Raw genomic sequence first — 22,458 nt, 5'->3', positions numbered from 1 at the left:
ATGAAACAATACCACGATTTACTAAAGCACGTTTTAGAAAACGGAACAGAAAAAGGAGACCGCACCGGCACAGGTACTAAAAGCGTTTTTGGATACCAGATGCGGTTCAACCTGGAAGAGGGCTTTCCCATGGTCACCACAAAAAAGCTGCATTTAAAGTCAATTATTTACGAATTGCTCTGGTTTCTTAAAGGAGATACTAATGTAAAATACCTGCAGGAAAACGGAGTGCGCATCTGGAATGAATGGGCAGATGAAAATGGTGATCTTGGGCCGGTTTACGGCCACCAGTGGCGTAACTGGAACAGTGAGGAGATCGATCAGATTAGTGAAATTATAGAAACGCTAAAGAACAATCCAAACAGCAGGAGAATGCTGGTTTCTGCCTGGAACCCATCAGTATTGCCAGATACTTCAAAATCATTTTCAGCAACTGTAAAAGAAGGTAAAGCAGCATTACCACCCTGCCATGCTTTTTTTCAGTTTTACGTGGCAAACGAAAAATTATCCTGCCAGCTTTACCAGCGCAGTGCCGACATTTTTCTTGGAGTTCCGTTTAACATTGCCTCTTATGCCCTGCTCACCATGATGATGGCCCAGGTATGCGATCTACAGCCCGGGGATTTTATCCATACTTTTGGAGATGCCCATATTTACAGCAATCATATGGAGCAGGTAAAACTTCAGCTTTCAAGGGAGCCACGAAATTTGCCAAAAATGAAGCTGAATCCCGAAGTCAAAGATATTTTTGAATTTAAATTTGAAGACTTTATATTAGAGGATTATAACCCGCACCCGCCTATTAAAGGCAAAGTTGCGGTATAACTCTTTTATAATTTAAAAACTTTTAATTTATCATGAAAAATTTATTGGTGATCGCGTGTATGTTTGTTGGAGGCTTATGTATGGCCCAGGATCAAACATCGCCCGTATGGCCCGGATGTGAAGGCAGTGACAATGTAAAAAAATGTTTTAACCAGAAATTTTCCCAGTTTGTAAGGTCTACTTACGAATATCCTAAAAACGACAAGGGAGAATATGTTCGCGGCAAAGTGACCGTTTCCTTTACCGTGAATAAAGAAGGAGAAGTAGTTGTAAATTCTGTTGAAGGGCCAGAACCTGAAGTAAACCAGGCAGCAAGGGAAATGCTTGAAAAAATGCCAAAAATGGAACCTGGCACACTTGGAGGGGAAGTAGACGACAGGAAGTTTACCAACACCTTTAAGTTCTAAATCCTTCCAGTCCCAACCTTTAATCTACACTTTTTATGAAAAAGATACTTATAGTTTTTATGTTTCTTGCCGCTTCGGCGGGTTTTGCCCAGGAAGGCGTAAAAGTTGAGGGCAATAAAATAACCGTTAAAGAATCTGCCCCGGTGTGGCCGGGGTGCGAAGACAGCAATGAAACCAAAAAGTGCTTTAACGCAAAACTGATGCAGCACATTAGGGAAAACTATAAATATCCCAAAAACGACGATGGAGATTTTATAAGGGGAAAGGCCGTTGTAAAACTGGAAATTGACGAATCCGGCGAAGTGGTAGTAAAAGCAGTTGAAGGTGATAACCCAAAGGTTAACCAGGCTGCAGAAAGCATGATCAAAAAAATTCCGAAGATGAAACCGGGAACAAGGGGCGGCAAACCTGCTTCTATAAAATACACCATTCCGCTTACGCTATAAAGCTGGCGTACTTTAACTTTGCCTTAACTAGCGTTAATTTTTGGCATTAGTAAAAAAGTGTAAATTTGAGTGGCACCCTCTAAAGTGTCACTCTTTTTTATGCTTTCACAAAACGAATTATCATCATTATTTAAAGAGACAAGAGCTCATAGCGAACTTATTTGTTCTTTTCTGGAAACTGAAGATTATGTAGTACAACCTGTGGAGGATGTTTCTCCTCCAAAATGGCATTTAGGACATACCACCTGGTTTTTTGAAGAATTTGTGCTGAAGGAATATGCCGAAAACTACCAGCTTTTTGATAAGCATTCGGCGTATGTTTTTAACAGCTACTACGAAAGCGTGGGTGAAAAAGTAATCCGTACAGATCGCGGAAATCTTTCCCGGCCTACTGTTGCCTGGGTTTATGAATATAGAAATTATGTCACCAAAGCCATGGCGGAGCTTCTGGAGCACCAGAAAATTTCAGAAGAACTATGCGGCATAATTGAAATTGGCTGCCATCACGAAAAACAACATCAGGAATTACTGCTCACCGATATCAAATATATTTTAGGCAACAACCCTCTTTTCCCGGTTTATAACAAGCAATTTGAAGAAAACCCCATCCAGGATTTCCAGGCAAACTGGTTAAAAATTGAAGAAGGGGTGTACGAGGTGGGGCATAAATCTGAGGATTTCTGTTATGACAATGAGCTGGGAGTCCATAAAGTTTACCTCAACGATTATGAGATATCCAACAAACTGGTTACCAATAAAGAGTATATCGAATTTATTGAAACCGGTGGCTATGATGATGTTCTTTTATGGCATGCGGAAGGCTGGGACTGGAAAAACACCCATAATATTTCTTCACCTTCCTACTGGCATAAAATTAACGGAGACTGGCATCAATATACGCTTGGCGGAATGATTTCTCTTATTCCTGATGCCCCGGTGAGCCATATTTCTTATTTTGAGGCCTTCGCTTATGCCCAATGGAAAGGCCAGCGTTTGCCTACTGAAGCTGAATGGGAAATCGCTCAAAGCAGCTTTAAATGGGGCAGCCGCTGGGAATGGACAGAAAGTGCTTATTCTCCTTATCCCAATTTTAAGACCGCAGAAGGCGCTTTAGGAGAATATAATGGCAAATTTATGGTGAGCCAGAAAGTACTTCGCGGAGGCTCCGTGGCCACTTCAGAAAAACACACCCGCCCAACTTACAGAAATTTTTTCCACCCTCACCTAAGATGGCAGTTCACAGGCCTGAGATTAGCCAGATAAAACATTATGATGTCCACACCAATGACCGATTTCGACACTGCCTTTGCAGAAGACACTTATAAAGGCTTAACGAGTTTTCCCAAATATCTGCTTTCAAAATACATTTATAATGAAAAGGGGGATAAGCTTTTCCAGAAGATCATGGAAATGCCGGAGTACTACCTGACCAATTGTGAAAAAGTAATTTTTGAAGAACATACCGCGGCCATTGCCGATTCCTTTAACGGTGCTTCAGGATTTGACATTATTGAACTTGGTGCCGGGGACGGCAAAAAGACTAAAATACTTTTGCGCCATTTAGCTGAAAAAAAATACGATTTCACTTATCAGCCTGTGGATATAAGCCAGCATGTGCTGGATGAGTTAGAAGCTGCACTGGCCGATGAAATACCTGAAGTGAAGGTGAAAACACAGCAGGGCACTTATTTTAAAACTTTGGAGCGCCTGGCAGATTATAATACCAGAAAGAAGATTATTATGGTCTTAGGTTCCAATATTGGAAATTTACTGCATAAGGATGCCATAGTATTCTTAAAGAATATTCAAAATTCCATGAGTTCAGATGACATGCTTTTTATGGGTTTTGATCAGAAAAAGCATCCGCAGAAAATCCTGGACGCCTACAATGATCCTGCAGGAATTACCGAAGCTTTCAACAAGAACCTTCTGGAAAGGATTAATACCGAACTGGCCGGAAACTTTAATACTGATTCTTTTCTACACTGGGAAACCTACGATCCCGAATCCGGAACGGCAAAAAGTTTTTTGGTAAGTAAAGAAGCACAGGAGGTCTATATTCAAAAATTAGACCTCAAAGTAAACCTGGAAGCCTGGGAAACTATTCATACAGAGATCTCTCAGAAATATGACGATGCGGTTGTGAAATGGCTTGCTAAAAAAGCAGGATTGGCAATAGAAACAGCCTTTAGCGATAATGAAAATTGCTATAAAAATTACGTGTTCAGAAAAAGGATTAATGCAGATTCTGAAAATTAGTGTAGATTTTACGCAACCATTCGCGCGTTCTCCATCTAAATAGTAGTAACAACTTAAATATAAAATTATAGATGAAGAAATTACTTTTATTAACTGGCCTTATTTTTCTTTTTTCAGCGTGTGACAGTAACAGTAATTGCGAAGACTATTCCTGCTTTACACCTCCCGAAGCATTTGAATTTGAATTTATAGATGCAACTTCCGGTGAGAACCTGTTTACCAATGGTACCTTTCAGGAAGAGGATATTTCCATTACCGACCAGTCTGAAGATTCCGACGTGGATGTGGTTTTTATTTCAGAAAATGACTATAATATACTTCAGGTTGGCAGCATAGGATGGGAAACCGAAAACACAGATTATTTAATTGAAATAGGAGAAGAAGTATCTTTTCGCCTGCTCGTAGACGCCGATAGGGTAACTGAAGATTGCTGTTCTTTTACAAGAATAAACAGCGTGGAAATAGAAGGTGCTGAGTATGAACGGCAGGAGGAAACCGGCGTTTATCAAATCCTGGTGGAGTAAACCTACTTTTTCACTGGCATTTTTTTCATAAAACTAAAGTAAAAAATATTATGAAAGCTATCTGGAACAATGCTGTTATAGCAGAAAGTGATGAGACTAAAATCGTGGAAAACAACCATTATTTTCCCATGGCATCTGTAAAACAGGAATACCTGGAGGAAAGTGAGACTCACACCCGCTGCCCCTGGAAAGGCAAGGCTTCATATTTTAATATAAAGGTGAAAGATAAAGTTAATGAAGATGCTGCCTGGTATTATCCACAGGCGAGCCATGCAGCAAAACCTATTGAAAATTATGTTGCCTTTTGGAACGGAGTAGAAATTACCGGATAGCGGCAAAATACCGCCTCCGGCAATTCAATTTATTTCCAGCAAATTAAAGCTCCAGAACAGAGTTCTCAGCTGCCGCGTATTCATTCCAGTTATAACGGTCAGCTTCTTCTTCATTCTTCCACTCCCCGTCTATACAGTACTTAAATTCGTAAGATTTATCTGTAGGTAGCTTCATCTGGCCTTTAAAGTTACCGTTCTTCAGCTTTTTTAATTCCATTTTCTTCCAGTCATTAAAATCGCCGGCAACGGCAACTGAGGAGGCTTCTTTAGCAGGAATGTTGAAAGTAACCTTACACTCCGGCTTGGACTTTAAATATTGTTTTGTAATAGGCATAGGTGTTGTATTTTATATTTAGAACGCTGTAAAAATAAGAATTACGATGCATTTAAATTTCCTTAAATCAGCCAGATATATAACTTTTATGAAATTATTAATAATAGAAATGATATTTTACCGAAAGAAAAATAATGGGATATAAATCTTTTATGATTTACAAAACAGAAACCTACATCTTTTCTTTAACAGCCTCTGTAAGTTCTTCAATTTCGTCGGTGGTATTGAAATAATGAAAACTTACCCGTATGCCTTCCCCTCTTTGTGAGGTAATAATATCTTTATTCCGAAGGTGATGAAAAAGTGTATCATCTCCTTTAATATTAAAAAGCGAAGAATGTTCTTTTCTCTCCAGTACATATTTTTCAAGAAGTCCCATTTCTGCAAACTTTTGCCAGGCAAAATTCTTTAATTTGACAACCTGCGCTTCAATTTTATTTATTCCGGTTTCTTCCAGCAGCCTTAGGGCCACAGCCAAACTCCCATAATTTAAGGTATCCTGATGGCCGGGTTCAAACTTGCCCAGAAAATTTCCTTCGTGCGCTTTATATTTTCCCTGCAGCGATCCAAAGCCAAGATGTTTGGGTTCAATTTTCCCTTCCACTTTTTCATTGAAGAGGATAAAGCCATTGCCGTAGCCGGCATTCAGCCACTTATACGTGCTGCTAATCACCACATCTATTCCCGTGGAATCAAAATCAAAAGCTTCAGTTCCCAGGTACTGCGTCCCGTCTGCTATAAATAGAGTTTCGGGGAATTCCTGCTTCAGCTCACTTATAAAATTGATATTCAACTTTACACCGTTGATATACTGGACGATGCTAAAAGCGAAAAAGTCCGGTTTATTTTCAGTTAAAGCTTTGCGGATATTATCCTCAAGATTTTCATTAATGGCCGCATAAAAAATCTCAAAGTTCCTGGACTTTACCGGCCAGTTTATAGAGGGATAGTCCCCTTTAAGCAACAAAGCTTTTTTTGGTTTTTCAAAACCCTCCAGGAGCGTATTAAAGCCATAGGAAAAATTTGGAACAAGTGCCACACGATGTGCCTCGCAATTAAAAAACCTGCCAACGGTTTCCCTTACATCGGTTAAAATCCCCCCCTGTCTTTCTTTTAATATGCTGGCAGAAATTAGAAAATCCAGGTCATGGTTCTGCCGGAATTCAAAAACTTTTTCTGGTAAAAGCCCGGAAGCTGCTGTGTTCAAATAGGTATATCTTTTTAAAACAGGAAAGCCTTTTCTTAAATTATCCATAGGTGCGCGGGAATTCTTTTTTAAAAACTGTAAATTTGGTTTACACTAAAGTACTCCTAATTATGCTGTCCAGAAAAAAAAACAACTCCAAACTAGATGCAGAAAACCGGGAACTCTATGAATATGCCCGTAAAAGAACCCTGCAAAAGAAAAGGCTTTTTCAGCATTTTGTGATCTTCCTGATAGGAGCTGTTTTTCTAATTGTTTTAAACGTTGTTATTGGCTACCAGGAAGATTTTAAACCCCTGGGTTATAATTGGTTTGTATGGGCCGTGCTTCTATGGGCACTAATATTCCTAATCCATTTTTTTAATGTTTTTGTGGTCCATACTTTTATGGGAAAGGAATGGCAGGACAGGCAAATGGAACTCCTGGTTAAAAAGCAGAAGGAGAAAATTGCCAAAATGCAGACCAAGGTAGAAAAAGATTATCCGCTGCCAAAAGCTGAAAATTCACATCCTGAGAAAACAGACCCTGAAACTCCGCGTAAACCTTATAATACCTGATTTATGCTTACAATGATTGCCGCTGCCGCGGAAAATAATGCCCTGGGAAAAGATAACGACCTTGTATGGCACCTGCCAGATGATTTTAAGCGTTTTAAGAAGCTCACTTCAGGACATCATATTATTATGGGCCGCAAGACGTTTGAGTCTTTCCCAAACCTACTGCCCAACCGCACCCACATTGTAATTACACGAAACCAAAGTTTTAAACCCGAAGGCGCTATAGTGGTGAATTCTTTACAAGAAGCCCTGGAAGCTGCTGAGGCTGATCAGCAGCCGTTTATTATAGGTGGCGGGGAAATCTATAAAATGGCTATAGACAAAGCTGAAAAAATTGAACTCACCCGCGTACATGGCACTTTTGATGCCGATACTTTTTTCCCGAAAATCAACGAGGAAGAATGGAAAGTTTCTTCAGAAGAGTTTCATGAAAAGGATGCGAAACACCAGTATTCCTTTACATATATCACCTATGAGCGTAAATAAATTTTCAGAAATAATAAATGCCGCGGGAGAAGCACATGGGTTTTCAGTAAAAAACACCACTCCCCTCTCCGGCGGAGATATAAATGATGTTTTTTTGATTGAAACAGGTTCCGCTGATAAACTGGTGATTAAAATTAATGATGCTGCACGTTATCCTGGAATGTTCGAGGCAGAAAAAGCAGGATTGGACGCCCTTAGAAAATCTGGAATAATTAAAGTACCTAAAACTCTGCATAGGGGTGAAGTAGAGGAACAATCTTACCTTATCCTTGAATTTTTAGAAGCGGGCAAAAAATCTTCAGATTTTTGGAAAATCTTCGGAAAACAAATGGCAGAACTGCACAAGGTTTCTGCTGAAAATTTTGGATTTGAAACCGATAATTACATTGGCAGCCTTCCGCAGTATAATTCCGCAGAAAATTCCGCAGCCGATTTTTATGTAAACCAGCGGCTGGAGCCACAATTTAAAATGGCTAAAGACAGAGGTTACGATCTGGGCAATAAGGACAACTTTCTTAAAAATTGCTCCGGAATAATTCCTGATGAAGCTCCGGCTTTGATTCATGGGGATCTCTGGAATGGTAATTATATGACGAGTACCTATGGGATGCCCGTTCTTATTGACCCCGCAGTAGCTTTTGCACCGCGGGAAATGGATCTTGCCATGATGAAACTGTTTGGAGGCTTTGACGCCAGAATGTTTCAGGCTTACCATAAACATTTTCCTTTAGCCGAAGGTTTTGAAGAAAGAGTACCACTTTGGCAATTATACTATTTGCTGGTACATTTAAATATCTTTGGGTCCAGATATAAAGCTTCCGTAGAAAATATTTTACGCCGCTACCGCTAATTTTACAGTTCTTAACACTGCTGTTTTAACTTTTAGGAGTTTGTTAGCTCAAAACCAGCCCTTGGCTTCTTATCTTCATTAGCTCATATAAAAAATTGGAAATGAGCACGAAAAACCTGAATCAAAAGGAAGCAAAAGAAAAATTAACCTCCCTTGTGGATGATATAAAAACCGGATTTCTGGTAACGGGCCTTGGACAGAAACCCGTTAGTGCGGTCCCCATGTCAACAAAAAAAGTGGACGGTAACGGCAATATCTGGTTTTTGAGCAGTATGGCCAGCGACCATAATGCTGATATTGCCAAGGATGACGAAGTGCAGCTGCTTTACAGTAATACTTCAGACATGGAATTCATAAGCATTTTTGGTAAGGCTTCTATTGTTACCGATAAAGAAACACTGGAAGATTTTTATTCCAAAGTAGATGATGCCTGGTTCTCGGGTTCAGATGATCCAAACCTCTCAGCAATCAAGGTTCGCCCACAGGAAGCTTACTACTGGGATTCAAAGCAAAACAAATATATTACCCTTTTTAAGATGGGACTTGCGGCATTAGGCGGGGACCAGAAGGATATTGGTGAGAAAGGAAGATTAGATATTTAAATCTGTATTTGTCAGGAAAAGGCCTTGTAATAATCGTATTGTTATGAGGTCTTTTTTTTTGTCTATTTTAGCCTCATAAATTAAAAGCAATGAATGCATATATTTTTCCAGGCCAGGGTGCGCAGTTTTCAGGAATGGGCAAAGACCTGTATGAAAGTTCTGCCGCGGCCAAAAAACTTTTTGATGAGGCAAATAATATTCTTCGATTTTCAATAACAGATGTGATGTTTGAAGGTTCTGCAGAAGACCTGAAACAAACCAAAGTCACCCAACCTGCTGTTTTCTTACACTCCGTTATCCTTAGCCAGGTGATGGGTGATAAATTCAAGCCTGATATGGTGGCCGGACATTCACTTGGCGAATTCTCTGCCCTTGTGGCCAATAAGGTGCTAAGTTTTGAAGAAGGTTTGCAACTGGTTTATAAGAGGGCCATGGCCATGCAAAAGGCATGTGAAGTTAAACCTTCCACAATGGCTGCTGTATTGGGGCTGGAAGATGAAATGGTGGAAGCAGTATGCGCCGATGTAGATGGCGTGGTGGTTGCCGCAAATTATAACTGCCCCGGGCAGCTGGTAATTTCAGGAGAAGTTGAAGCTGTGGAAAAGGCTTGTGAAGCTTTAAAAGAAAAAGGCGCGCGCCGGGCAATGCTTTTGCCGGTTGGTGGCGCATTCCATTCTCCCTTAATGGAACCGGCAAGACAGGAACTGGCAGATGCGATTGAAAAAGTGAATTTTGGAAAACCGGTTTGCCCAGTTTACCAAAATGTGAGCACCTTCGCGGTTACAGATCCTTCTGAAATTAAGAAGAACCTGGTATTTCAGCTTACTGCCCCGGTAAAATGGACGCAGTCTGTGCAAAATATGATTAAAGACGGCGCCACAACATTTACTGAAGTAGGCCCGGGAAAAGTTCTACAGGGACTTGTAAAAAAAATAGACCGCAGTGCGGAGGTGCATTCGGGAGAAATTTAAGGGTCCCCACATTTGATACTGCAGATAAGCCTGGTCACTACAACCAGGCTTCTTTTTGTTAAAAAACCGGCATTTATACTTCTTCAATTAATATTCTACCTTATTTTTTATTATATTCTCTTTCCCTACAGCAACTATTCATCAAATCTCAAAATTAAATCCCTGTGACTGTTATCAAGAGAACTGCCTTCTTCCTCTGCTGTTTTTTTTATTCCATAGTATATGCTCAAAAACCTGTAGATGCAATCGGGCTACAGGAAAAATACGCTGAATACCTCAGCTTAAACCGGGAAGCCGTTTACCTTCATTTAGATAAAACCTCTTTTCTGCCTAAAGAAGAATTGTGGTTTGCCGCTTATGTTTATAACCCCGGGAATAATCGCCCTTCCATCTTTACGTCTAATTTACATGTGAATATATATAATGCTTCAGGAGAACATTTAGGGACAAAAACCATTTTTATAAATGGAGGAAAAGGAACAGGTTCTTTCCAGTTGAAGCCAGGAGAATTTAAACCCGGCAACTATATTATAAAAGCCTCCACCAGGTACATGGATAATTTCAGTGAAGATCTTAGTTACGCCACAACATTCACTATACTTGGGGGAACAACGGGCGAAAATCCTCTTCCGGAAAAGGAAAATGTGGATTTGCAGATCCTTCCGGAAGGAGGGCATCTGCTGGCAAATACCTATAACAATGTAGGAGTTAAGCTGCTTGGCAAAACAGGGGCAGGCATTCCTTTCCTGAATGCAAAAGTCAAGGATTCTGAAAACAAGGTGGTTACTTACTTCAATTCTAACGAATTCGGAATGGGAAAATTTGGTTTCAGACCTGAGCCCGGGAAAAGCTATTCGCTGGTCATCAACGCAAATGGCGAAAATATTATACAACCAATAGGACCGGCAGAAGTGGAAGGTTTAACCTTATCTACTCATTTTTTAAAAGATGAACTCATCGTTTCTGTAAAAACGAATAAAAAAAGTCTTGCCAACCTGGAGAAAGAGAATTTGTTGCTGGCCGTACACCAAAAAGGAAAAATGAAAATATACCAGTTTCAGTTTCCCAATAATAAGCCTACTGCTCCGGTAAATATTAAAACCGATTCTCTTTTTCCCGGGATTAATACCCTTACTATATTTAATGAAGCACATCAACCATTGGCAGAACGCCTTGTTTTCAATAATAAAGGAGTTAAAAGGCTGGAGGTGGAGGCCTCTCTTGCTGCTAAACCCAGTGACAGTCTTGAATTAACCATCAGCACAAATAAGAATGGCATAAAGGGCAATAGCTTAAGTATTTCGGTGCTTCCGGCAGGCACCAGGGCCAATGCTCCAAATCATGATATCTTATCCGCATTTCTTTTAAAGCCCTATATAAATGGTCATGTGGAAAATGCCGGCTACTATTTTTCAAAAGATGAAAATAAAAGAGAGCAGGAATATAACCTGGACCTTCTTTTGCTAACCCAGGGTTGGAGTAAATATTCCTGGAAAGATATCTTTAATCATCCTCCTCATGAACGGTATCAGGCTGAAAGAGGTTTTACGGTTGAAGGCCGAATCAACAACCCTGAAGTCTCTGAAGGACAGACCCTGTTTTTAAAATCTAATGAATCTGGCCTCTTCCAGATTCTTGAATTGGATGCACAGAACCGTTTTAAAGCTGAAAATATATTTTTGATGGACAGTGCTTCTATATATGTGGGACTGGCGAATAAGAAGAATAAAATTGAAAAGCCCGCCATAAACCTGGTGATAAAGCCTTTTAAAAGGCTGGAAAACCTGGAACAACAGCTTATTAAAAAATCTTTTGCACCAACCAAAGCTGCAAAGGATTATGAATTTGAAAATTTTATTTCTTCTTCACAACAATTAGACACAGTTTTAATCTCCGGCAGTAGCAAAAGCGCAAAAGAGATAGCCATGGAATTAGATCCGAGTGGACAAACAGAAATAATTACAGACCAGGTAGCGAAGCAAAGTCTATTTTTTACCAGCTACTTAAGAATGCAGGGATTTGAAATTTCTACAAATCCGGGGAGTGGCGAACTCCAGATAATCTCCAGAAGGCTCGGCCAAAATTATTCGCCGATAATATATATGGATAATGTAAGAGTGCAGAATTATAATTTTCTTTCGACCTTATATACAGAAGACGTGGAATCTGTTTATATCAACAGGACTGGAGGCGGTATAATGGGTGCTACCGGCATTGGAGGCGTAATCAAAATTAACACCTTAAACGATTTATACCGTGAAAAGTCTGATATCGACGACTCCACTACCTTTATGACTACTGCTGAAAATGGTTTTGCACCTGCAAAGGAATTTTATACTCCACGATACCGTTCTTATACCAGCAAGATTTTCGAAGACTACGGGATCATCCAGTGGATTGGTGACTTATATCTCAATCAAAAAGGTACGGCTAGCATTAAAATACAAAATACCTTACAATCGGAAATTAAATTATTAATCCAGGGAATGACGGAAGAAGGGAATTTAATTTCCGAAGAAATAAATATAAATACTGCCAATCTACACCACTAATTCTATTTCCTGTTCATAAAATCAACAATAGTTCCGGCAATAAAATTTATTTGCTCATCGTCAAGTTCTGTATGCATAGGCAAAGAAATCACCTCTTTTACCAGTTTGTTGGTCACAGGAAAATCGGCTTCATTATAACGCTCATCTGCATAAGCTTTTTGCAGGTGTAGCGGAATAGGATAGTAAATTCCGAAGGGGATATTTTTCTCCTGCAGATGTTTCGCGAGTGCATCTCTTTTCCCGTTGGTTATCTTTAAAGTGTACTGATGGAAAACATGTGCATCTCTATTGCCCTGCCTTTTAGGAATTTCAATTTCTGCCTGGTCCTCGAAAGCCTTATCGTATTTATCTGCAGCTTTCCGCCGTGCTTCATTATACTGGTTAAGATTCGGCAGCTTAGCCCGCAGCACCGCCGCTTGCAGACTGTCTAACCGGGAATTAACACCCACAACATCATGGTGGTAGCGCTCATACATGCCATGATTCACGATCCCGCGGATGGTATGCGCCAGTTCATCATTATTGGTATAAATGGCGCCGCCGTCCCCGTAACAGCCAAGGTTTTTAGAAGGGAAAAAAGAAGTGGCCGCAACATCTCCCATGGTTCCGGTTTTATAAACCTGCCCGGCTTTGGAATGATAATTTCCGCCAATAGCCTGCGCATTGTCTTCGATAACAAAAAGATCATGTTCTTTGGCAATTTCCATAATGGCGTCCATATTTGCCGCCTGCCCAAAAAGATGAACTGGGACTATGGCTTTAGTCTTTGGAGTAATTGCCTTTTTTATAGCTTCGGGATCGATATTAAACGTGTCCGGCTCCACATCTACAAGCACAGGGGTCAGTTGTAAAAGTGCGATTACCTCAACAGTAGCGGCAAAGGTAAAATCGGCAGTTATCACCTCGTCTCCCGGCTTAAGACCAAGACCCATCATGGCAATCTGCAGGGCATCGGTACCATTAGCACAAGGGATTACATGCTTTACACCCAGGTAATCTTCTAATTCTTTCTGAAAATTCTGAACTTCGGGACCGTTGATAAAAGCAGTCGAATCCAGAATTTCTTCAAAGGATCCATTGATTTTTTCTTTAATATCTTTATACTGACCCTTAAGGTCAACCATCTGTATCTTTTTCATCATTTTTATTTGTAGGGCACCAAAAATACGAAATATCAGCCCTATAGCCAATGCAATATATAGGAAAGGCTTAATTTAGCAAGCTTAAAAAATACACGCTTTGCAATTTTTATACAATCTATTTACCGGCGCGGCAGAAATGCTCCTTCCTGTCCCTGCATTATTCAATAAGAAGTTAAAACAGGGCATTCAAGGCAGGAAAAAGGTTAGCAGCAAACTTAAAGCTGAAATTAGACAAAAAGACAGGGTGGTTTGGTTTCATGCCGCTTCCCTGGGAGAATTTGAACAGGCCGTACCGGTAATGGAAATGATAAAAAAGGAGCTTCCCAACCATAAAATCCTCGTCACCTTTTTCTCTCCTTCAGGATATGAAAACAAAAAGAAACATCCCTTGGCAGACGTGATTACTTACCTGCCGTTTGACACCAAAAAAAATGTGCGGAAATTCCTGAGGCTTAGCCATCCTGAAATGGTTTTTTTTGTAAAATATGAAATCTGGCCAAATTATTTAAAAGAATTAAAAGCACGCAATATTCGCAGTTTCCTTCTTTCGGGAGCATTTAGGGAGAATCAAATCTACTTTAAAAGCTACGGAACCTGGATGCGAAATGCGCTGACAGCTTTTGAGCATTTTTTTCTTCAGAACAGGAAATCCCGGGAGTTGTTGAAAAGTATTGGATTCAGCAACACCAGCCTTAGTGGCGACACCCGTTTTGATCGTGTTTCCCGACAGGTTGAATATGATAATAAACTTGATTTTATTGAAAATTTCCTGCAGGGGAATTTGTGCCTGGTTGCCGGCAGTACCTGGACGGAAGACGAAGATTATCTCCTAAGCTATATCAATGAGTCTCCAAAAAATGTAAAGATCATCATTGCACCCCACGAAATTAAAGCCGAGAAAATAAACGCGCTACAGGATAAATTAAAGAAAAAGACCGCAAGGTACAGTGAGCAATTTGAAGATCTGGAACAATTCCAGGTTTTAATAGTGGACACTATAGGCTTACTCGGGAAGATTTACAGCTATGCCGATGTGGCTTATGTTGGCGGTGCTGCGGGAACAACCGGCCTTCATAATATTCTGGAACCTGCCACCTTTGGGGTTCCTATAGTTATTGGCTCAAATTTTTCCAAATTCCCTGAAGCCATACAGTTGCAACAACTGGCGGGACTTTATTCGGTTGCTTCCGCAGAAGAAACCTCTTCTCTCCTGAACAGGTTAATGACCGATGAAAATTTCAGAAAAAAAACCGGGATGATCGCCGGGCACTTTATCAATTCAAATACAGGCGCAACAGAAGTTGTTCGCAAGTATTTTTTTTGAAGGTAAAACATTTACAGATCAGTAGCCTGTGCCGCCATTTTCCTCATAAAAAATAAGGAGAGCAAAAAGCAAGAACTGCTTTCCTATAGCTTTGGAAAACCTGCTGGTTTTCGCTACTTGCCCCATATTTTCAATTCACTCAAAGTTTTATACTTTTTTATGAAAAGTTTAGCAACAACTTTTAATAAATAGACATTTACATAACTAATTTTGTTAATTAATAATTGTAAAAACAATTTATTATGAAAAGACAAATTTTATTTTTTGTATTTCTTTTCACCTTTGCCACCTCTTTTACATCTTGCCGAGATGTGGAAAATGAGAGCACAGATGATATGGAAATGGAAACCGATGACATGAATATGGAAGAAGATGATCTCGACGATATAGATGAGGACATTGAAAATGCCGCTGAAGAAACCGGAGATGCAGTTGAAAACGCAGCTGAAGAAACTGGTGACGCCATAGATAATGCCGGGAATGAAGTGGAAGATGAAATCAACAATACTGACGATTATTAGATTTAATCACGAAAACAAAAATGAAAATATGAAAAAACTGATGCTGATTTTGGCGTTGGTTTGTTATACGACTGTTTTTACTTCCTGTAGGGAAGAAAAATCAGGAATAGAACAGGCCGCCGATGATGTTGAGGACGCTGCAGAAGATATAGCGGACTAAGCACCAAGCCTAAAACAAAGCCCTCTGGATGAGGGCTTTGTTGTTTTTTTATTTCTCAGGAGGGTAAGCCTCAAGAGCTCTTTTAATGATCTTACTAAACAGGGCCTGCCGTTCTTCCGGACTTAAATTTGGATCAAATTTGGTATCTATTATGGCCTGCCACACAAGACTATCTTTTTCCCTGTCTATAAAATCGATTGTCATTCTCAGGAATGTTTCCGGGCCTCCAATGGGAATACCGCCGGAAACGCCAACACCCATATTTCCTCCTCCACCTCCAATACCAACTCCTACGGAATTATTGCTTTCCTCCTGAAATTTCTCTGTGTAAACATTTACAAAAATCCCCGGATTATCTGCATTACTGAAGCCTTTCTGCTCCATAGCGTTATCCAGCGCCCTTACAATCCTTTGTTCGTCCAGCTGACTTAACCCGGAATGGAATTCAGGAAAAAGGGCATAGGTGGAATAATTGCTAAAATTAGCATTCTGGTCGTAATCATAAGCAATTTTAGGAGTATTACAAGCCGCAAAAAGCAGGCATAAAAAAAGAAGTTTTACAATTTTCATATTAGTAGAGGTATTAGAAGCTTCCGCTTCCTGTTTAATATCTGCCATCCAGATTTCTACTAAAAATAAGCAAAAACTATCCCAGAAAAGAAAAATTCGTAATATTAAGCAGGCTTCTTATTCAGCATTTCCCAAAGCCTGTCTTTTAGCTCAGTCAGGCCCTGCTGCGCTACAGAAGAAATAAAAACATAATCGGCTTTAAGGCTTTTATCCAGCTCATTTTTTAGTTCCGCCTTCAACTCTGCATCCAGCATATCGCTTTTCGAGATCGCGATGAGCCTGTCCTTGTCCAGCATTTCGGGATTATACCGGCGCAGCTCGTCCACAAGAATTTCATATTGCTCTTTCACATCGGGCGCGTCTGCAGGAATTAAGAAAAGCAGGGTGGAATTTCTTTCAATATGGCGCAAAAAGCGGTAACCAAGCCCTTTCCCTTCAGCTGCCCCTTCAATAATTCCGGGAATATCTGCCACCACAAAAGTTTTGTAATCCCTGTATTGCACAATCCCCAGGTTGGGCTTTAAAGTGGTAAACTCATAATCGGCAATTTTTGGTTTTGCCGCGGTGATCACAGAAAGAAGCGTAGATTTTCCGGCATTTGGAAAACCAACCAGGCCAACATCTGCCAGTACTTTTAACTCCAGGGTAACATCTACCTCCTGCCCGTCTATCCCCGGCTGGGAATAACGTGGCGTCTGGTTTGTGGAACTTTTAAAATGCCAGTTTCCAAGTCCGCCCTTTCCTCCTTCAGCAACTACATATTCCTTTCCGTCCTCAGTAATTTCATGAATTATCTCCTGTGTTTCGGTATCCCGAATTACCGTTCCCAGCGGAACATCTATATATTCATCGGAACCATCGGAACCTGTACTGCGCTGCTTTCCCCCGTTTCCTCCATGTTCTGCCCTTACATGCCTTTTAAATTTTAGGTGAAAAAGGGTCCAGAGATTCTTATTCCCCCGTATAATCACGTGGCCTCCTCTACCGCCGTCGCCTCCATCGGGGCCGCCTTTGGCAACATATTTTTCCCGGTGCAAATGGGAAGAACCGCTACCCCCGTTTCCGGAACTAACATGAATTTTCACGTAATCAACAAAATTTCCTTCAGTCATTTTTGTAGTTTCTCCTTTGAGGGAAGTTTAAGGTTTAGCAGCTAAATATAAAAATCGGGAAGCCGGCCTAGATAAGTTTATCTATAACTTTGCTTAGCCTTTCAGTAATTTCTTCAATAGAACCCACTCCGTCTACTCCGTAATATTTACCCTGTTTCTGATAGTATTGTTTCAGAATAGCAGTTTCTTCGTAATAAACTTTTATTCTTCTTCGCACCACGGTTTCATCTGCATCATCAGGCCTTCCGGAAGTTTCCCCCCGTTCGAGCAAACGCTCCACCAAAATTTCATCTTCCACTTCCAGCGCAACCATAGCATCCACTTCTTCGTTCATAGAAGCCAGTAATTCACCTAAAGCATCAGCCTGTGCCACTGTTCTTGGAAAGCCGTCAAAAATAAAGCCTTTAGCGTCCTTATGCTCTTCAACTTTGGCACGCAGCATATTTATAGTAACCTCATCGGGAACCAGCTGCCCCCTGTCTATAAAGGATTTCGCGCTTAGACCGAGCTCGGTTTGATTTTTAATATTATGCCTGAACACATCTCCGGTAGAGATATGCACCAGTTGATATTTTTCCTTTAACACAGAAGCCTGCGTTCCTTTTCCTGCTCCGGGAGGGCCAAAAAGCACCAGATTTGTCATTTTTTATTCTTTGCGTTTATATACTTGTGTAAGATTTCTGCCTAAACCGTCATAATCCAGGCCGTAACCCACAATAAATTTATTGGGGATTTCCAGTCCTTTAAATTTAATCTCAAAATCCTTTTTATAAGCTTCAGGCTTAAAAAACAATGTTGCCACCTGGTAATCTGCCACCTCTTCTATTTCCAGAATACGGTTAATTTCTTCCAGGGTGTTGCCCGTATCCACAATATCCTCAAGGATAATCACCTTCCTACCTTTCAACTTTTGGTTAAGCCCTACCAGGGTTTTTACTGTACCGGTAGTAGAAGTACCTTCATACGAGCCCAGTTTAACAAAACTCACTTCACAATCCCCTTCAAATCTTTTAATCACATCTGAAGCAAACATGAAAGCGCCGTTTAAAACTCCCACAAAAACAGGATTTTGCCCTTTGTACTCTTCATTCAGGCTAATTGCCACTTTAGCAATGGCTTCCTCAATTTCTGCTTCGGAAATAAAAGGTTCGAATTGTAAATCGTGAAGTTGGATCAAAACATCAAAAATTTTAAAGAGGCAAAGATAAGGATTCTCAATTACCCACCCTATCAGATTTATACAGAATAAGTGGCTGTTTCCACCTTAAAAATTTATTTTTGCTTAAACCTGAAATATATATGCTCAATTATTTTTCTTCAGATTTCAAATTAGGCATTCTTGGCGGGGGACAGCTGGGAAAAATGATGCTTTATGAAACCCGGAAGCTCGATATACAAACCCACGTTATAGACCCCAATCCTGAAGCCCCGTGCAGGATCTCCTGCAATTATTTTGAACAGGGTGATCTTATGGATTATGAGACGGTTCTTAATTTTGGGAGAAAAGTAGATGTGCTTACTTTTGAAATTGAGGGCGTAAATGTGGATGCCCTTAGGAAGTTAAAAGAAGAAGGTATTAAAACTTATCCTTCGGCAGAAACCCTGGAAAAAATTCAGAATAAGGGAGTTCAGAAGAAATTTTACCTGGACCATCAAATTCCTACTGCCGGCTTTGAAATTTTCGGCAGTAAAGAAGAACTTATAAAGGCTATTGAAGAAGGAAAAAGAACTTTCCCTTTTGTATGGAAAAGCACTACCGGAGGTTATGACGGGAAAGGGGTGGCCGTGATAAAAGCTAAATCAGATTTAGAAGAAATTCAAGACGCCGAATGTATCGCGGAAGAAATGATCCCTTTTAAGAATGAGCTGGCCGTAATTGTGGCGCGAAATCCTTCAGGCGAAGTTAAAACCTATCCGGTGGTAGAAATGGAATTTCATCCTACCGCCAACCAGGTGGAATACGTGATTTGCCCCGCCAGGATAGATTCCGAAGTAGCTGAAAAAGCAAGAAACCTGGCCAAAAAAGTTTCCGAAGCTTTTAAGCATGTAGGATTACTTGCCGTAGAAATGTTCCAGACCAAAGAAGATGATATTTTGGTTAACGAGGTTGCCCCAAGGCCACATAACAGCGGGCACTATAGTATTGAAGCCAGCTATACCAACCAGTTTGAGCAACATATTAGGGCCATCCTGGACCTTCCATTGGGAAAAACGGAAAGCAAGCTTGGCGGAATTATGGTGAATCTTGTAGGAGATGAAAATCATGAAGGAGAGGTGGTTTATGAAAATATTGAAAAAATAATGTCCATGAAAGGCGTGACGCCTCACATCTACGGAAAAAAGATCACCAGGCCTTTTAGAAAAATGGGACATGTAACTATTGTAAACCGGGAAATTTCTGAAGCCAGGAAGATAGCTGAAGAAGTAAAAAATTCAATTAAAGTAATTTCAAAAAAATAAAATGGGAAAAGTAGCAGTAATTATGGGCAGCACCAGCGATCTGCCGGTGATGCAGGAGGCAATCGACATCCTGAAAGGTTTTGATATTGAAGTGGAAGTTGATATTGTTTCTGCCCACCGCACCCCCGAAAAATTGTTTGATTACGGCAAAAACGCACACACCAGGGATATACAGGTGATTATTGCCGGAGCTGGTGGCGCCGCCCATTTACCCGGCATGATTGCTTCCCTCTCTCCGCTTCCGGTTATTGGGGTTCCCGTAAAATCCAGAAATTCCATAGATGGATGGGATTCGGTCTTATCTATACTGCAAATGCCCGGCGGAGTTCCGGTAGCCACAGTAGCGCTGGACGGGGCAAAAAATGCGGGCATTCTCGCCGCGCAGATTATTGGGTGTTCAGATAAATGCGTACTGGATAAAATATTGGTTTATAAAGAAGGGCTTAAAGAGAAAGTAATAGAAGGTTCTAAAAAGGTACAAAAATGAAACAAGCCGCATAAAATGCGGCTTGCGGAGTAGTTAACTTCCTTTTCAATTTGTAAATCCTATTTATTAACCATTCTAAATATATTAATCCACAACTTAAAATTAACTACACTTTAAATGTTTTGTTCAAGGTGTAAATATAGTTAAAAAAGTCCCAAAAGCTACTTTTTACATTATAATAAATATCAATAACATTAATAAACGAAAATTATGCAACCCACATATAACCCTCTTTTGGAAACTTTTGATGAGGCTCCCTTTTCAAAAATTGAAACCAAACATTACAAACCTGCAATCCTGGAAGCCATAAAAAAAGCCAGGAAAGAAATAGATGAGATTGCCGGTTCTAAAGAAACACCAACCTTCGAAAACACTGTCGCAGCCCTTGATTTTGCAGGAAAACAGCTGGACAGGGTAACCAGCATTTTCTTCAATTTAAACTCTGCGGAAACCAATAAGGAAATCCAGCAAATCGCCCAGGAAGTTTCCCCGTTACTTACCGAATTTAAGAACGATACCATCCTTAATAAAGCTCTATTTGAAAGGGTGAAAAAGGTTTTTCAGGAGCAGGAAAACCTCGATTTAGGGGTTGAAGAAAAGACTCTACTGGAGAAAAAATATAAAGCCTTCTCCAGGAACGGCGCCAATTTACCTGAAGAAAAACAGCAGGAATTAAGGAAAATCGATAAGCAGCTGTCTTCCTTAAGCTTAAAATTTGGGGAAAACGTCCTGGAGGAAACTAATAAATTCGAGCTCCATATTACCGATGAAGAAGACCTGAAAGGCCTGCCTGAAAGTTTTAGGGAAGAAGCAAAATCTACAGCGGAAGATAAAGGGAAAGAAGGCTGGATCTTTACACTGCAATACCCCAGTTATATCCCTTTCATGAAATATATTGAAAACAGGGAGCTCCGAAAAAAAATGGCCATTGCCTTTGGAGCTAAAGGTTTTCATGGTGATGAGCTGGATAACCAGGAAAATGTGCTGAAAATTGCCAAATTGAGACATCAAAGGGCAAACTTGTTAGGTTTTAAAACCCACGCGCATTTTGTGCTGGAACAGCGAATGGCCGAAACGCCTGAAAAGGTAAATGATTTTCTAAATGAACTTCTGGAAAAGGCAAAACCCGCTGCGGAAAGAGAATTTGCCGAACTGGAAAATTTCGCCAAAAAACTGGACAAGATCAACAATCTTGAAAAATGGGATGCGGCATATTATGGAGAAAAATTAAAACAGGAAATTTTTAACCTGAATGATGAAAAACTGAAGCCTTATTTTAAACTCCAAAATGTAATTGAAGGTGTTTTTCTTGTCGCTAACAAACTTTACGGCCTTAGCTTTAATGAAGTTTTTGATGTGGATAAATATCATCCCGATGTAAAAACGTACAGGGTTACCGATGAATATGATGAAGAAGTTGCACTTTTTTATGCCGATTTCCATCCGAGGGAAGGTAAGCGCAATGGCGCGTGGATGACTATTTACAAACAGCAAGCCATAGAAAATGGCAAAAACGAAAGGCCGCATATTTCTATAGTTTGTAATTTCACCAAACCCTCTAAAACAGAACCTTCTTTACTCACCTTTAACGAAGTAACCACGCTCTTCCATGAGTTTGGGCATGCCTTACATGGAATGCTAGCCAATACTACTTACCCAAGCCTTTCAGGAGCAAATGTGTACTGGGATTTTGTGGAACTGCCAAGCCAGGTGCTGGAAAACTGGTGTTACGAAAAAGAGGCTTTACAGTTATTTGCCAAACATTACAAGACCGGAGAAGACATTCCTATGGAACTGGTAGGAAAGATAAAAGAATCGGCTAATTTTCATGAAGGAATGGCTACCTTGAGACAACTAAGCTTTGGAATGCTAGATCTAAGCTGGCATGGAATAGACCCCACCGGGATTACAGATGTTAAGGCGCATGAAGATAAAGCTTTTGAACCTACAAGGTTGTATCCGGATGTGCCTGAAAATTGCATGAGCACATCTTTTTCCCATATTTTCCAGGGTGGGTATTCTGCTGGATATTATTCCTATAAATGGGCAGAGGTCCTGGATGCTGATACCTTCGAATATTTTCAGGAACAGGGAATCTTCAGCCGGGAAGTCGCCAATAAGTTCAGGGAAAATATACTTTCACGGGGAGGTACAGAACATCCAATGGAACTCTATAAAAGATTCCGCGGAAAAGAGCCTCAACCTGACGCACTGTTGAAAAGGGCAGGATTAATTCCAAACTAGGATGCAAAATAGAAAATCGGCTGATTTTCAGATTAAAATGGAACTTGGCCGATTACTTTTAATCTTATCATTTTTATAACTCATTTGAT

General features: G+C 40.3%; 26 protein-coding genes. 19 read left to right on the top strand and 7 right to left on the bottom strand.

Features of this window, described 5'->3' with window-relative positions; genetic code table 11:
• The 7 genes from RM553_RS01445 to RM553_RS01415 all read left to right on the top strand — a co-directional run bounded on the left by RM553_RS01445 (window position 1) and on the right by RM553_RS01415 (window position 4,793).
• Window positions 1-825: a thymidylate synthase gene (locus RM553_RS01445; RefSeq protein WP_311533182.1), complete on the top strand. Its 825-nt coding sequence runs from the start codon at window positions 1-3 to the stop codon at window positions 823-825.
• A 32-nt stretch (window positions 826-857) separates the two neighbouring features.
• The gene (locus RM553_RS01440; protein ID WP_311533180.1) at window positions 858-1,232 is read left to right on the top strand and encodes a TonB family protein; all 375 of its coding nucleotides are present in this window, start codon (window positions 858-860) and stop codon (window positions 1,230-1,232) included.
• 35 nt (window positions 1,233-1,267) lie between these two features.
• On the top strand, window positions 1,268-1,678 hold the full coding sequence (locus RM553_RS01435) for an energy transducer TonB (RefSeq protein WP_311533179.1): 411 nt from the start codon (window positions 1,268-1,270) through the stop codon (window positions 1,676-1,678).
• Between the two features lie 99 nt (window positions 1,679-1,777).
• On the top strand, window positions 1,778-2,941 hold the full coding sequence (egtB, locus tag RM553_RS01430) for an ergothioneine biosynthesis protein EgtB (protein WP_311533178.1): 1,164 nt from the start codon (window positions 1,778-1,780) through the stop codon (window positions 2,939-2,941).
• Between the two features lie 6 nt (window positions 2,942-2,947).
• Window positions 2,948-3,937: an L-histidine N(alpha)-methyltransferase gene (locus RM553_RS01425; RefSeq protein WP_311533175.1), complete on the top strand. Its 990-nt coding sequence runs from the start codon at window positions 2,948-2,950 to the stop codon at window positions 3,935-3,937.
• Window positions 3,938-4,008: 71 nt separating this feature from the next.
• Entirely contained in the window at window positions 4,009-4,461 is a 453-nt protein-coding gene (locus tag RM553_RS01420) for a hypothetical protein (RefSeq protein ID WP_311533173.1), read from the top strand.
• Window positions 4,462-4,511: 50 nt separating this feature from the next.
• Complete coding sequence (locus RM553_RS01415; RefSeq protein ID WP_311533172.1) at window positions 4,512-4,793, top strand: DUF427 domain-containing protein; 282 nt, start codon at window positions 4,512-4,514, stop codon at window positions 4,791-4,793.
• Between the two features lie 43 nt (window positions 4,794-4,836).
• Here RM553_RS01415 and RM553_RS01410 read toward each other — a convergent pair whose 3' ends face one another.
• Together RM553_RS01410 and RM553_RS01405 are read right to left on the bottom strand one after the other, a co-directional pair.
• On the bottom strand, window positions 4,837-5,127 hold the full coding sequence (locus RM553_RS01410; RefSeq protein WP_311533170.1) for an isoamylase early set domain-containing protein: 291 nt from the start codon (window positions 5,125-5,127) through the stop codon (window positions 4,837-4,839).
• 172 nt (window positions 5,128-5,299) lie between these two features.
• Window positions 5,300-6,382, bottom strand: coding sequence for an aminotransferase class V-fold PLP-dependent enzyme (locus RM553_RS01405; RefSeq protein WP_311533168.1), 1,083 nt, complete (start codon window positions 6,380-6,382; stop codon window positions 5,300-5,302).
• A gap of 62 nt (window positions 6,383-6,444) precedes the next feature.
• On the opposite strand from RM553_RS01405, the gene RM553_RS01400 reads away from it, so the two are divergent.
• The 6 genes from RM553_RS01400 to RM553_RS01375 all read left to right on the top strand — a co-directional run bounded on the left by RM553_RS01400 (window position 6,445) and on the right by RM553_RS01375 (window position 12,349).
• Complete coding sequence (locus tag RM553_RS01400; protein WP_311533166.1) at window positions 6,445-6,888, top strand: 2TM domain-containing protein; 444 nt, start codon at window positions 6,445-6,447, stop codon at window positions 6,886-6,888.
• A 3-nt stretch (window positions 6,889-6,891) separates the two neighbouring features.
• The gene (locus tag RM553_RS01395) at window positions 6,892-7,374 is read left to right on the top strand and encodes a dihydrofolate reductase (RefSeq protein WP_311533165.1); all 483 of its coding nucleotides are present in this window, start codon (window positions 6,892-6,894) and stop codon (window positions 7,372-7,374) included.
• Window positions 7,361-8,224 (top strand): fructosamine kinase family protein, encoded by an 864-nt coding sequence (locus tag RM553_RS01390; RefSeq protein ID WP_311533163.1) that lies wholly within the window; start codon window positions 7,361-7,363, stop codon window positions 8,222-8,224. The genes RM553_RS01395 and RM553_RS01390 overlap by 14 nt, the downstream gene beginning before the upstream one ends.
• A 101-nt stretch (window positions 8,225-8,325) precedes the next feature.
• Entirely contained in the window at window positions 8,326-8,826 is a 501-nt protein-coding gene (locus tag RM553_RS01385) for a pyridoxamine 5'-phosphate oxidase family protein (protein ID WP_311533161.1), read from the top strand.
• An 89-nt stretch (window positions 8,827-8,915) separates the two neighbouring features.
• Complete coding sequence (fabD, locus tag RM553_RS01380) at window positions 8,916-9,797, top strand: ACP S-malonyltransferase (protein ID WP_311533159.1); 882 nt, start codon at window positions 8,916-8,918, stop codon at window positions 9,795-9,797.
• Between the two features lie 164 nt (window positions 9,798-9,961).
• Complete coding sequence (locus tag RM553_RS01375) at window positions 9,962-12,349, top strand: hypothetical protein (RefSeq protein WP_311533156.1); 2,388 nt, start codon at window positions 9,962-9,964, stop codon at window positions 12,347-12,349.
• A gap of 2 nt (window positions 12,350-12,351) precedes the next feature.
• Here RM553_RS01375 and RM553_RS01370 read toward each other — a convergent pair whose 3' ends face one another.
• On the bottom strand, window positions 12,352-13,488 hold the full coding sequence (locus RM553_RS01370) for a DegT/DnrJ/EryC1/StrS family aminotransferase (protein WP_311533416.1): 1,137 nt from the start codon (window positions 13,486-13,488) through the stop codon (window positions 12,352-12,354).
• Between the two features lie 100 nt (window positions 13,489-13,588).
• Between RM553_RS01370 and RM553_RS01365 the strand changes: the two genes are divergently transcribed.
• From RM553_RS01365 to RM553_RS01355, 3 genes are all read left to right on the top strand, one after another.
• Entirely contained in the window at window positions 13,589-14,815 is a 1,227-nt protein-coding gene (locus RM553_RS01365; RefSeq protein WP_311533154.1) for a 3-deoxy-D-manno-octulosonic acid transferase, read from the top strand.
• A 242-nt stretch (window positions 14,816-15,057) separates the two neighbouring features.
• Complete coding sequence (locus RM553_RS01360) at window positions 15,058-15,336, top strand: hypothetical protein (protein WP_311533153.1); 279 nt, start codon at window positions 15,058-15,060, stop codon at window positions 15,334-15,336.
• A 28-nt stretch (window positions 15,337-15,364) separates the two neighbouring features.
• The gene (locus tag RM553_RS01355) at window positions 15,365-15,496 is read left to right on the top strand and encodes a hypothetical protein (RefSeq protein ID WP_311533152.1); all 132 of its coding nucleotides are present in this window, start codon (window positions 15,365-15,367) and stop codon (window positions 15,494-15,496) included.
• 48 nt (window positions 15,497-15,544) lie between these two features.
• On the opposite strand, the gene RM553_RS01350 is transcribed toward RM553_RS01355, so the two are convergent.
• The 4 genes from RM553_RS01350 to hpt form a co-directional block, all read right to left on the bottom strand.
• Window positions 15,545-16,114, bottom strand: coding sequence for a DUF4136 domain-containing protein (locus RM553_RS01350; protein ID WP_311533151.1), 570 nt, complete (start codon window positions 16,112-16,114; stop codon window positions 15,545-15,547).
• Between the two features lie 56 nt (window positions 16,115-16,170).
• Window positions 16,171-17,178, bottom strand: a complete 1,008-nt coding sequence (gene obgE / locus RM553_RS01345; RefSeq protein WP_311533150.1) for a GTPase ObgE — start codon at window positions 17,176-17,178, stop codon at window positions 16,171-16,173.
• Window positions 17,179-17,245: 67 nt separating this feature from the next.
• Window positions 17,246-17,821: an adenylate kinase gene (locus RM553_RS01340; RefSeq protein WP_311533148.1), complete on the bottom strand. Its 576-nt coding sequence runs from the start codon at window positions 17,819-17,821 to the stop codon at window positions 17,246-17,248.
• A gap of 3 nt (window positions 17,822-17,824) precedes the next feature.
• On the bottom strand, window positions 17,825-18,355 hold the full coding sequence (gene hpt / locus RM553_RS01335; RefSeq protein ID WP_311533147.1) for a hypoxanthine phosphoribosyltransferase: 531 nt from the start codon (window positions 18,353-18,355) through the stop codon (window positions 17,825-17,827).
• A gap of 122 nt (window positions 18,356-18,477) precedes the next feature.
• Here hpt and RM553_RS01330 point away from each other — a divergent pair, with 122 nt between their 5' ends.
• The 3 genes from RM553_RS01330 (at window position 18,478) to RM553_RS01320 (ending at window position 22,369) form a co-directional block, all read left to right on the top strand.
• Complete coding sequence (locus tag RM553_RS01330; RefSeq protein WP_311533145.1) at window positions 18,478-19,638, top strand: 5-(carboxyamino)imidazole ribonucleotide synthase; 1,161 nt, start codon at window positions 18,478-18,480, stop codon at window positions 19,636-19,638.
• Window position 19,639: 1 nt separating this feature from the next.
• The gene (purE, locus tag RM553_RS01325; RefSeq protein ID WP_311533143.1) at window positions 19,640-20,125 is read left to right on the top strand and encodes a 5-(carboxyamino)imidazole ribonucleotide mutase; all 486 of its coding nucleotides are present in this window, start codon (window positions 19,640-19,642) and stop codon (window positions 20,123-20,125) included.
• Window positions 20,126-20,335: 210 nt separating this feature from the next.
• Complete coding sequence (locus tag RM553_RS01320) at window positions 20,336-22,369, top strand: M3 family metallopeptidase (protein ID WP_311533140.1); 2,034 nt, start codon at window positions 20,336-20,338, stop codon at window positions 22,367-22,369.
• Window positions 22,370-22,458 lie beyond the last annotated feature (89 nt).

The organism is Autumnicola tepida, assembly GCF_031846485.1.
Lineage (GTDB): Bacteria > Bacteroidota > Bacteroidia > Flavobacteriales > Flavobacteriaceae > Autumnicola > Autumnicola tepida.
Note: the sequence above shows the minus strand (reverse complement) of the source record. Positions and strands in the feature narration are given on the sequence as shown.

Bases quoted from the DNA above. Each gene is read 5' to 3' on its own strand.
- RM553_RS01445 (WP_311533182.1), top strand. From the start codon at position 1: ATGAAACAATACCACGATTTACTAAAGCACGTTTTAGAAAACGGAACA.
- RM553_RS01340 (WP_311533148.1), bottom strand. From the start codon at position 17,821: ATGACAAATCTGGTGCTTTTTGGCCCTCCCGGAGCAGGAAAAGGAACG.
- RM553_RS01400 (WP_311533166.1), top strand. From the start codon at position 6,445: ATGCTGTCCAGAAAAAAAAACAACTCCAAACTAGATGCAGAAAACCGG.
- RM553_RS01370 (WP_311533416.1), bottom strand. From the start codon at position 13,488: ATGAAAAAGATACAGATGGTTGACCTTAAGGGTCAGTATAAAGATATT.
- RM553_RS01405 (WP_311533168.1), bottom strand. From the start codon at position 6,382: ATGGATAATTTAAGAAAAGGCTTTCCTGTTTTAAAAAGATATACCTAT.
- RM553_RS01410 (WP_311533170.1), bottom strand. From the start codon at position 5,127: ATGCCTATTACAAAACAATATTTAAAGTCCAAGCCGGAGTGTAAGGTT.
- obgE (WP_311533150.1), bottom strand. From the start codon at position 17,178: ATGACTGAAGGAAATTTTGTTGATTACGTGAAAATTCATGTTAGTTCC.
- purE (WP_311533143.1), top strand. From the start codon at position 19,640: ATGGGAAAAGTAGCAGTAATTATGGGCAGCACCAGCGATCTGCCGGTG.
- RM553_RS01415 (WP_311533172.1), top strand. From the start codon at position 4,512: ATGAAAGCTATCTGGAACAATGCTGTTATAGCAGAAAGTGATGAGACT.
- RM553_RS01435 (WP_311533179.1), top strand. From the start codon at position 1,268: ATGAAAAAGATACTTATAGTTTTTATGTTTCTTGCCGCTTCGGCGGGT.
- RM553_RS01320 (WP_311533140.1), top strand. From the start codon at position 20,336: ATGCAACCCACATATAACCCTCTTTTGGAAACTTTTGATGAGGCTCCC.
- RM553_RS01385 (WP_311533161.1), top strand. From the start codon at position 8,326: ATGAGCACGAAAAACCTGAATCAAAAGGAAGCAAAAGAAAAATTAACC.
- egtB (WP_311533178.1), top strand. From the start codon at position 1,778: ATGCTTTCACAAAACGAATTATCATCATTATTTAAAGAGACAAGAGCT.
- RM553_RS01355 (WP_311533152.1), top strand. From the start codon at position 15,365: ATGAAAAAACTGATGCTGATTTTGGCGTTGGTTTGTTATACGACTGTT.
- RM553_RS01330 (WP_311533145.1), top strand. From the start codon at position 18,478: ATGCTCAATTATTTTTCTTCAGATTTCAAATTAGGCATTCTTGGCGGG.
- RM553_RS01440 (WP_311533180.1), top strand. From the start codon at position 858: ATGAAAAATTTATTGGTGATCGCGTGTATGTTTGTTGGAGGCTTATGT.
- RM553_RS01425 (WP_311533175.1), top strand. From the start codon at position 2,948: ATGATGTCCACACCAATGACCGATTTCGACACTGCCTTTGCAGAAGAC.
- RM553_RS01350 (WP_311533151.1), bottom strand. From the start codon at position 16,114: ATGGCAGATATTAAACAGGAAGCGGAAGCTTCTAATACCTCTACTAAT.
- RM553_RS01420 (WP_311533173.1), top strand. From the start codon at position 4,009: ATGAAGAAATTACTTTTATTAACTGGCCTTATTTTTCTTTTTTCAGCG.
- RM553_RS01395 (WP_311533165.1), top strand. From the start codon at position 6,892: ATGCTTACAATGATTGCCGCTGCCGCGGAAAATAATGCCCTGGGAAAA.
- fabD (WP_311533159.1), top strand. From the start codon at position 8,916: ATGAATGCATATATTTTTCCAGGCCAGGGTGCGCAGTTTTCAGGAATG.
- RM553_RS01390 (WP_311533163.1), top strand. From the start codon at position 7,361: ATGAGCGTAAATAAATTTTCAGAAATAATAAATGCCGCGGGAGAAGCA.
- RM553_RS01360 (WP_311533153.1), top strand. From the start codon at position 15,058: ATGAAAAGACAAATTTTATTTTTTGTATTTCTTTTCACCTTTGCCACC.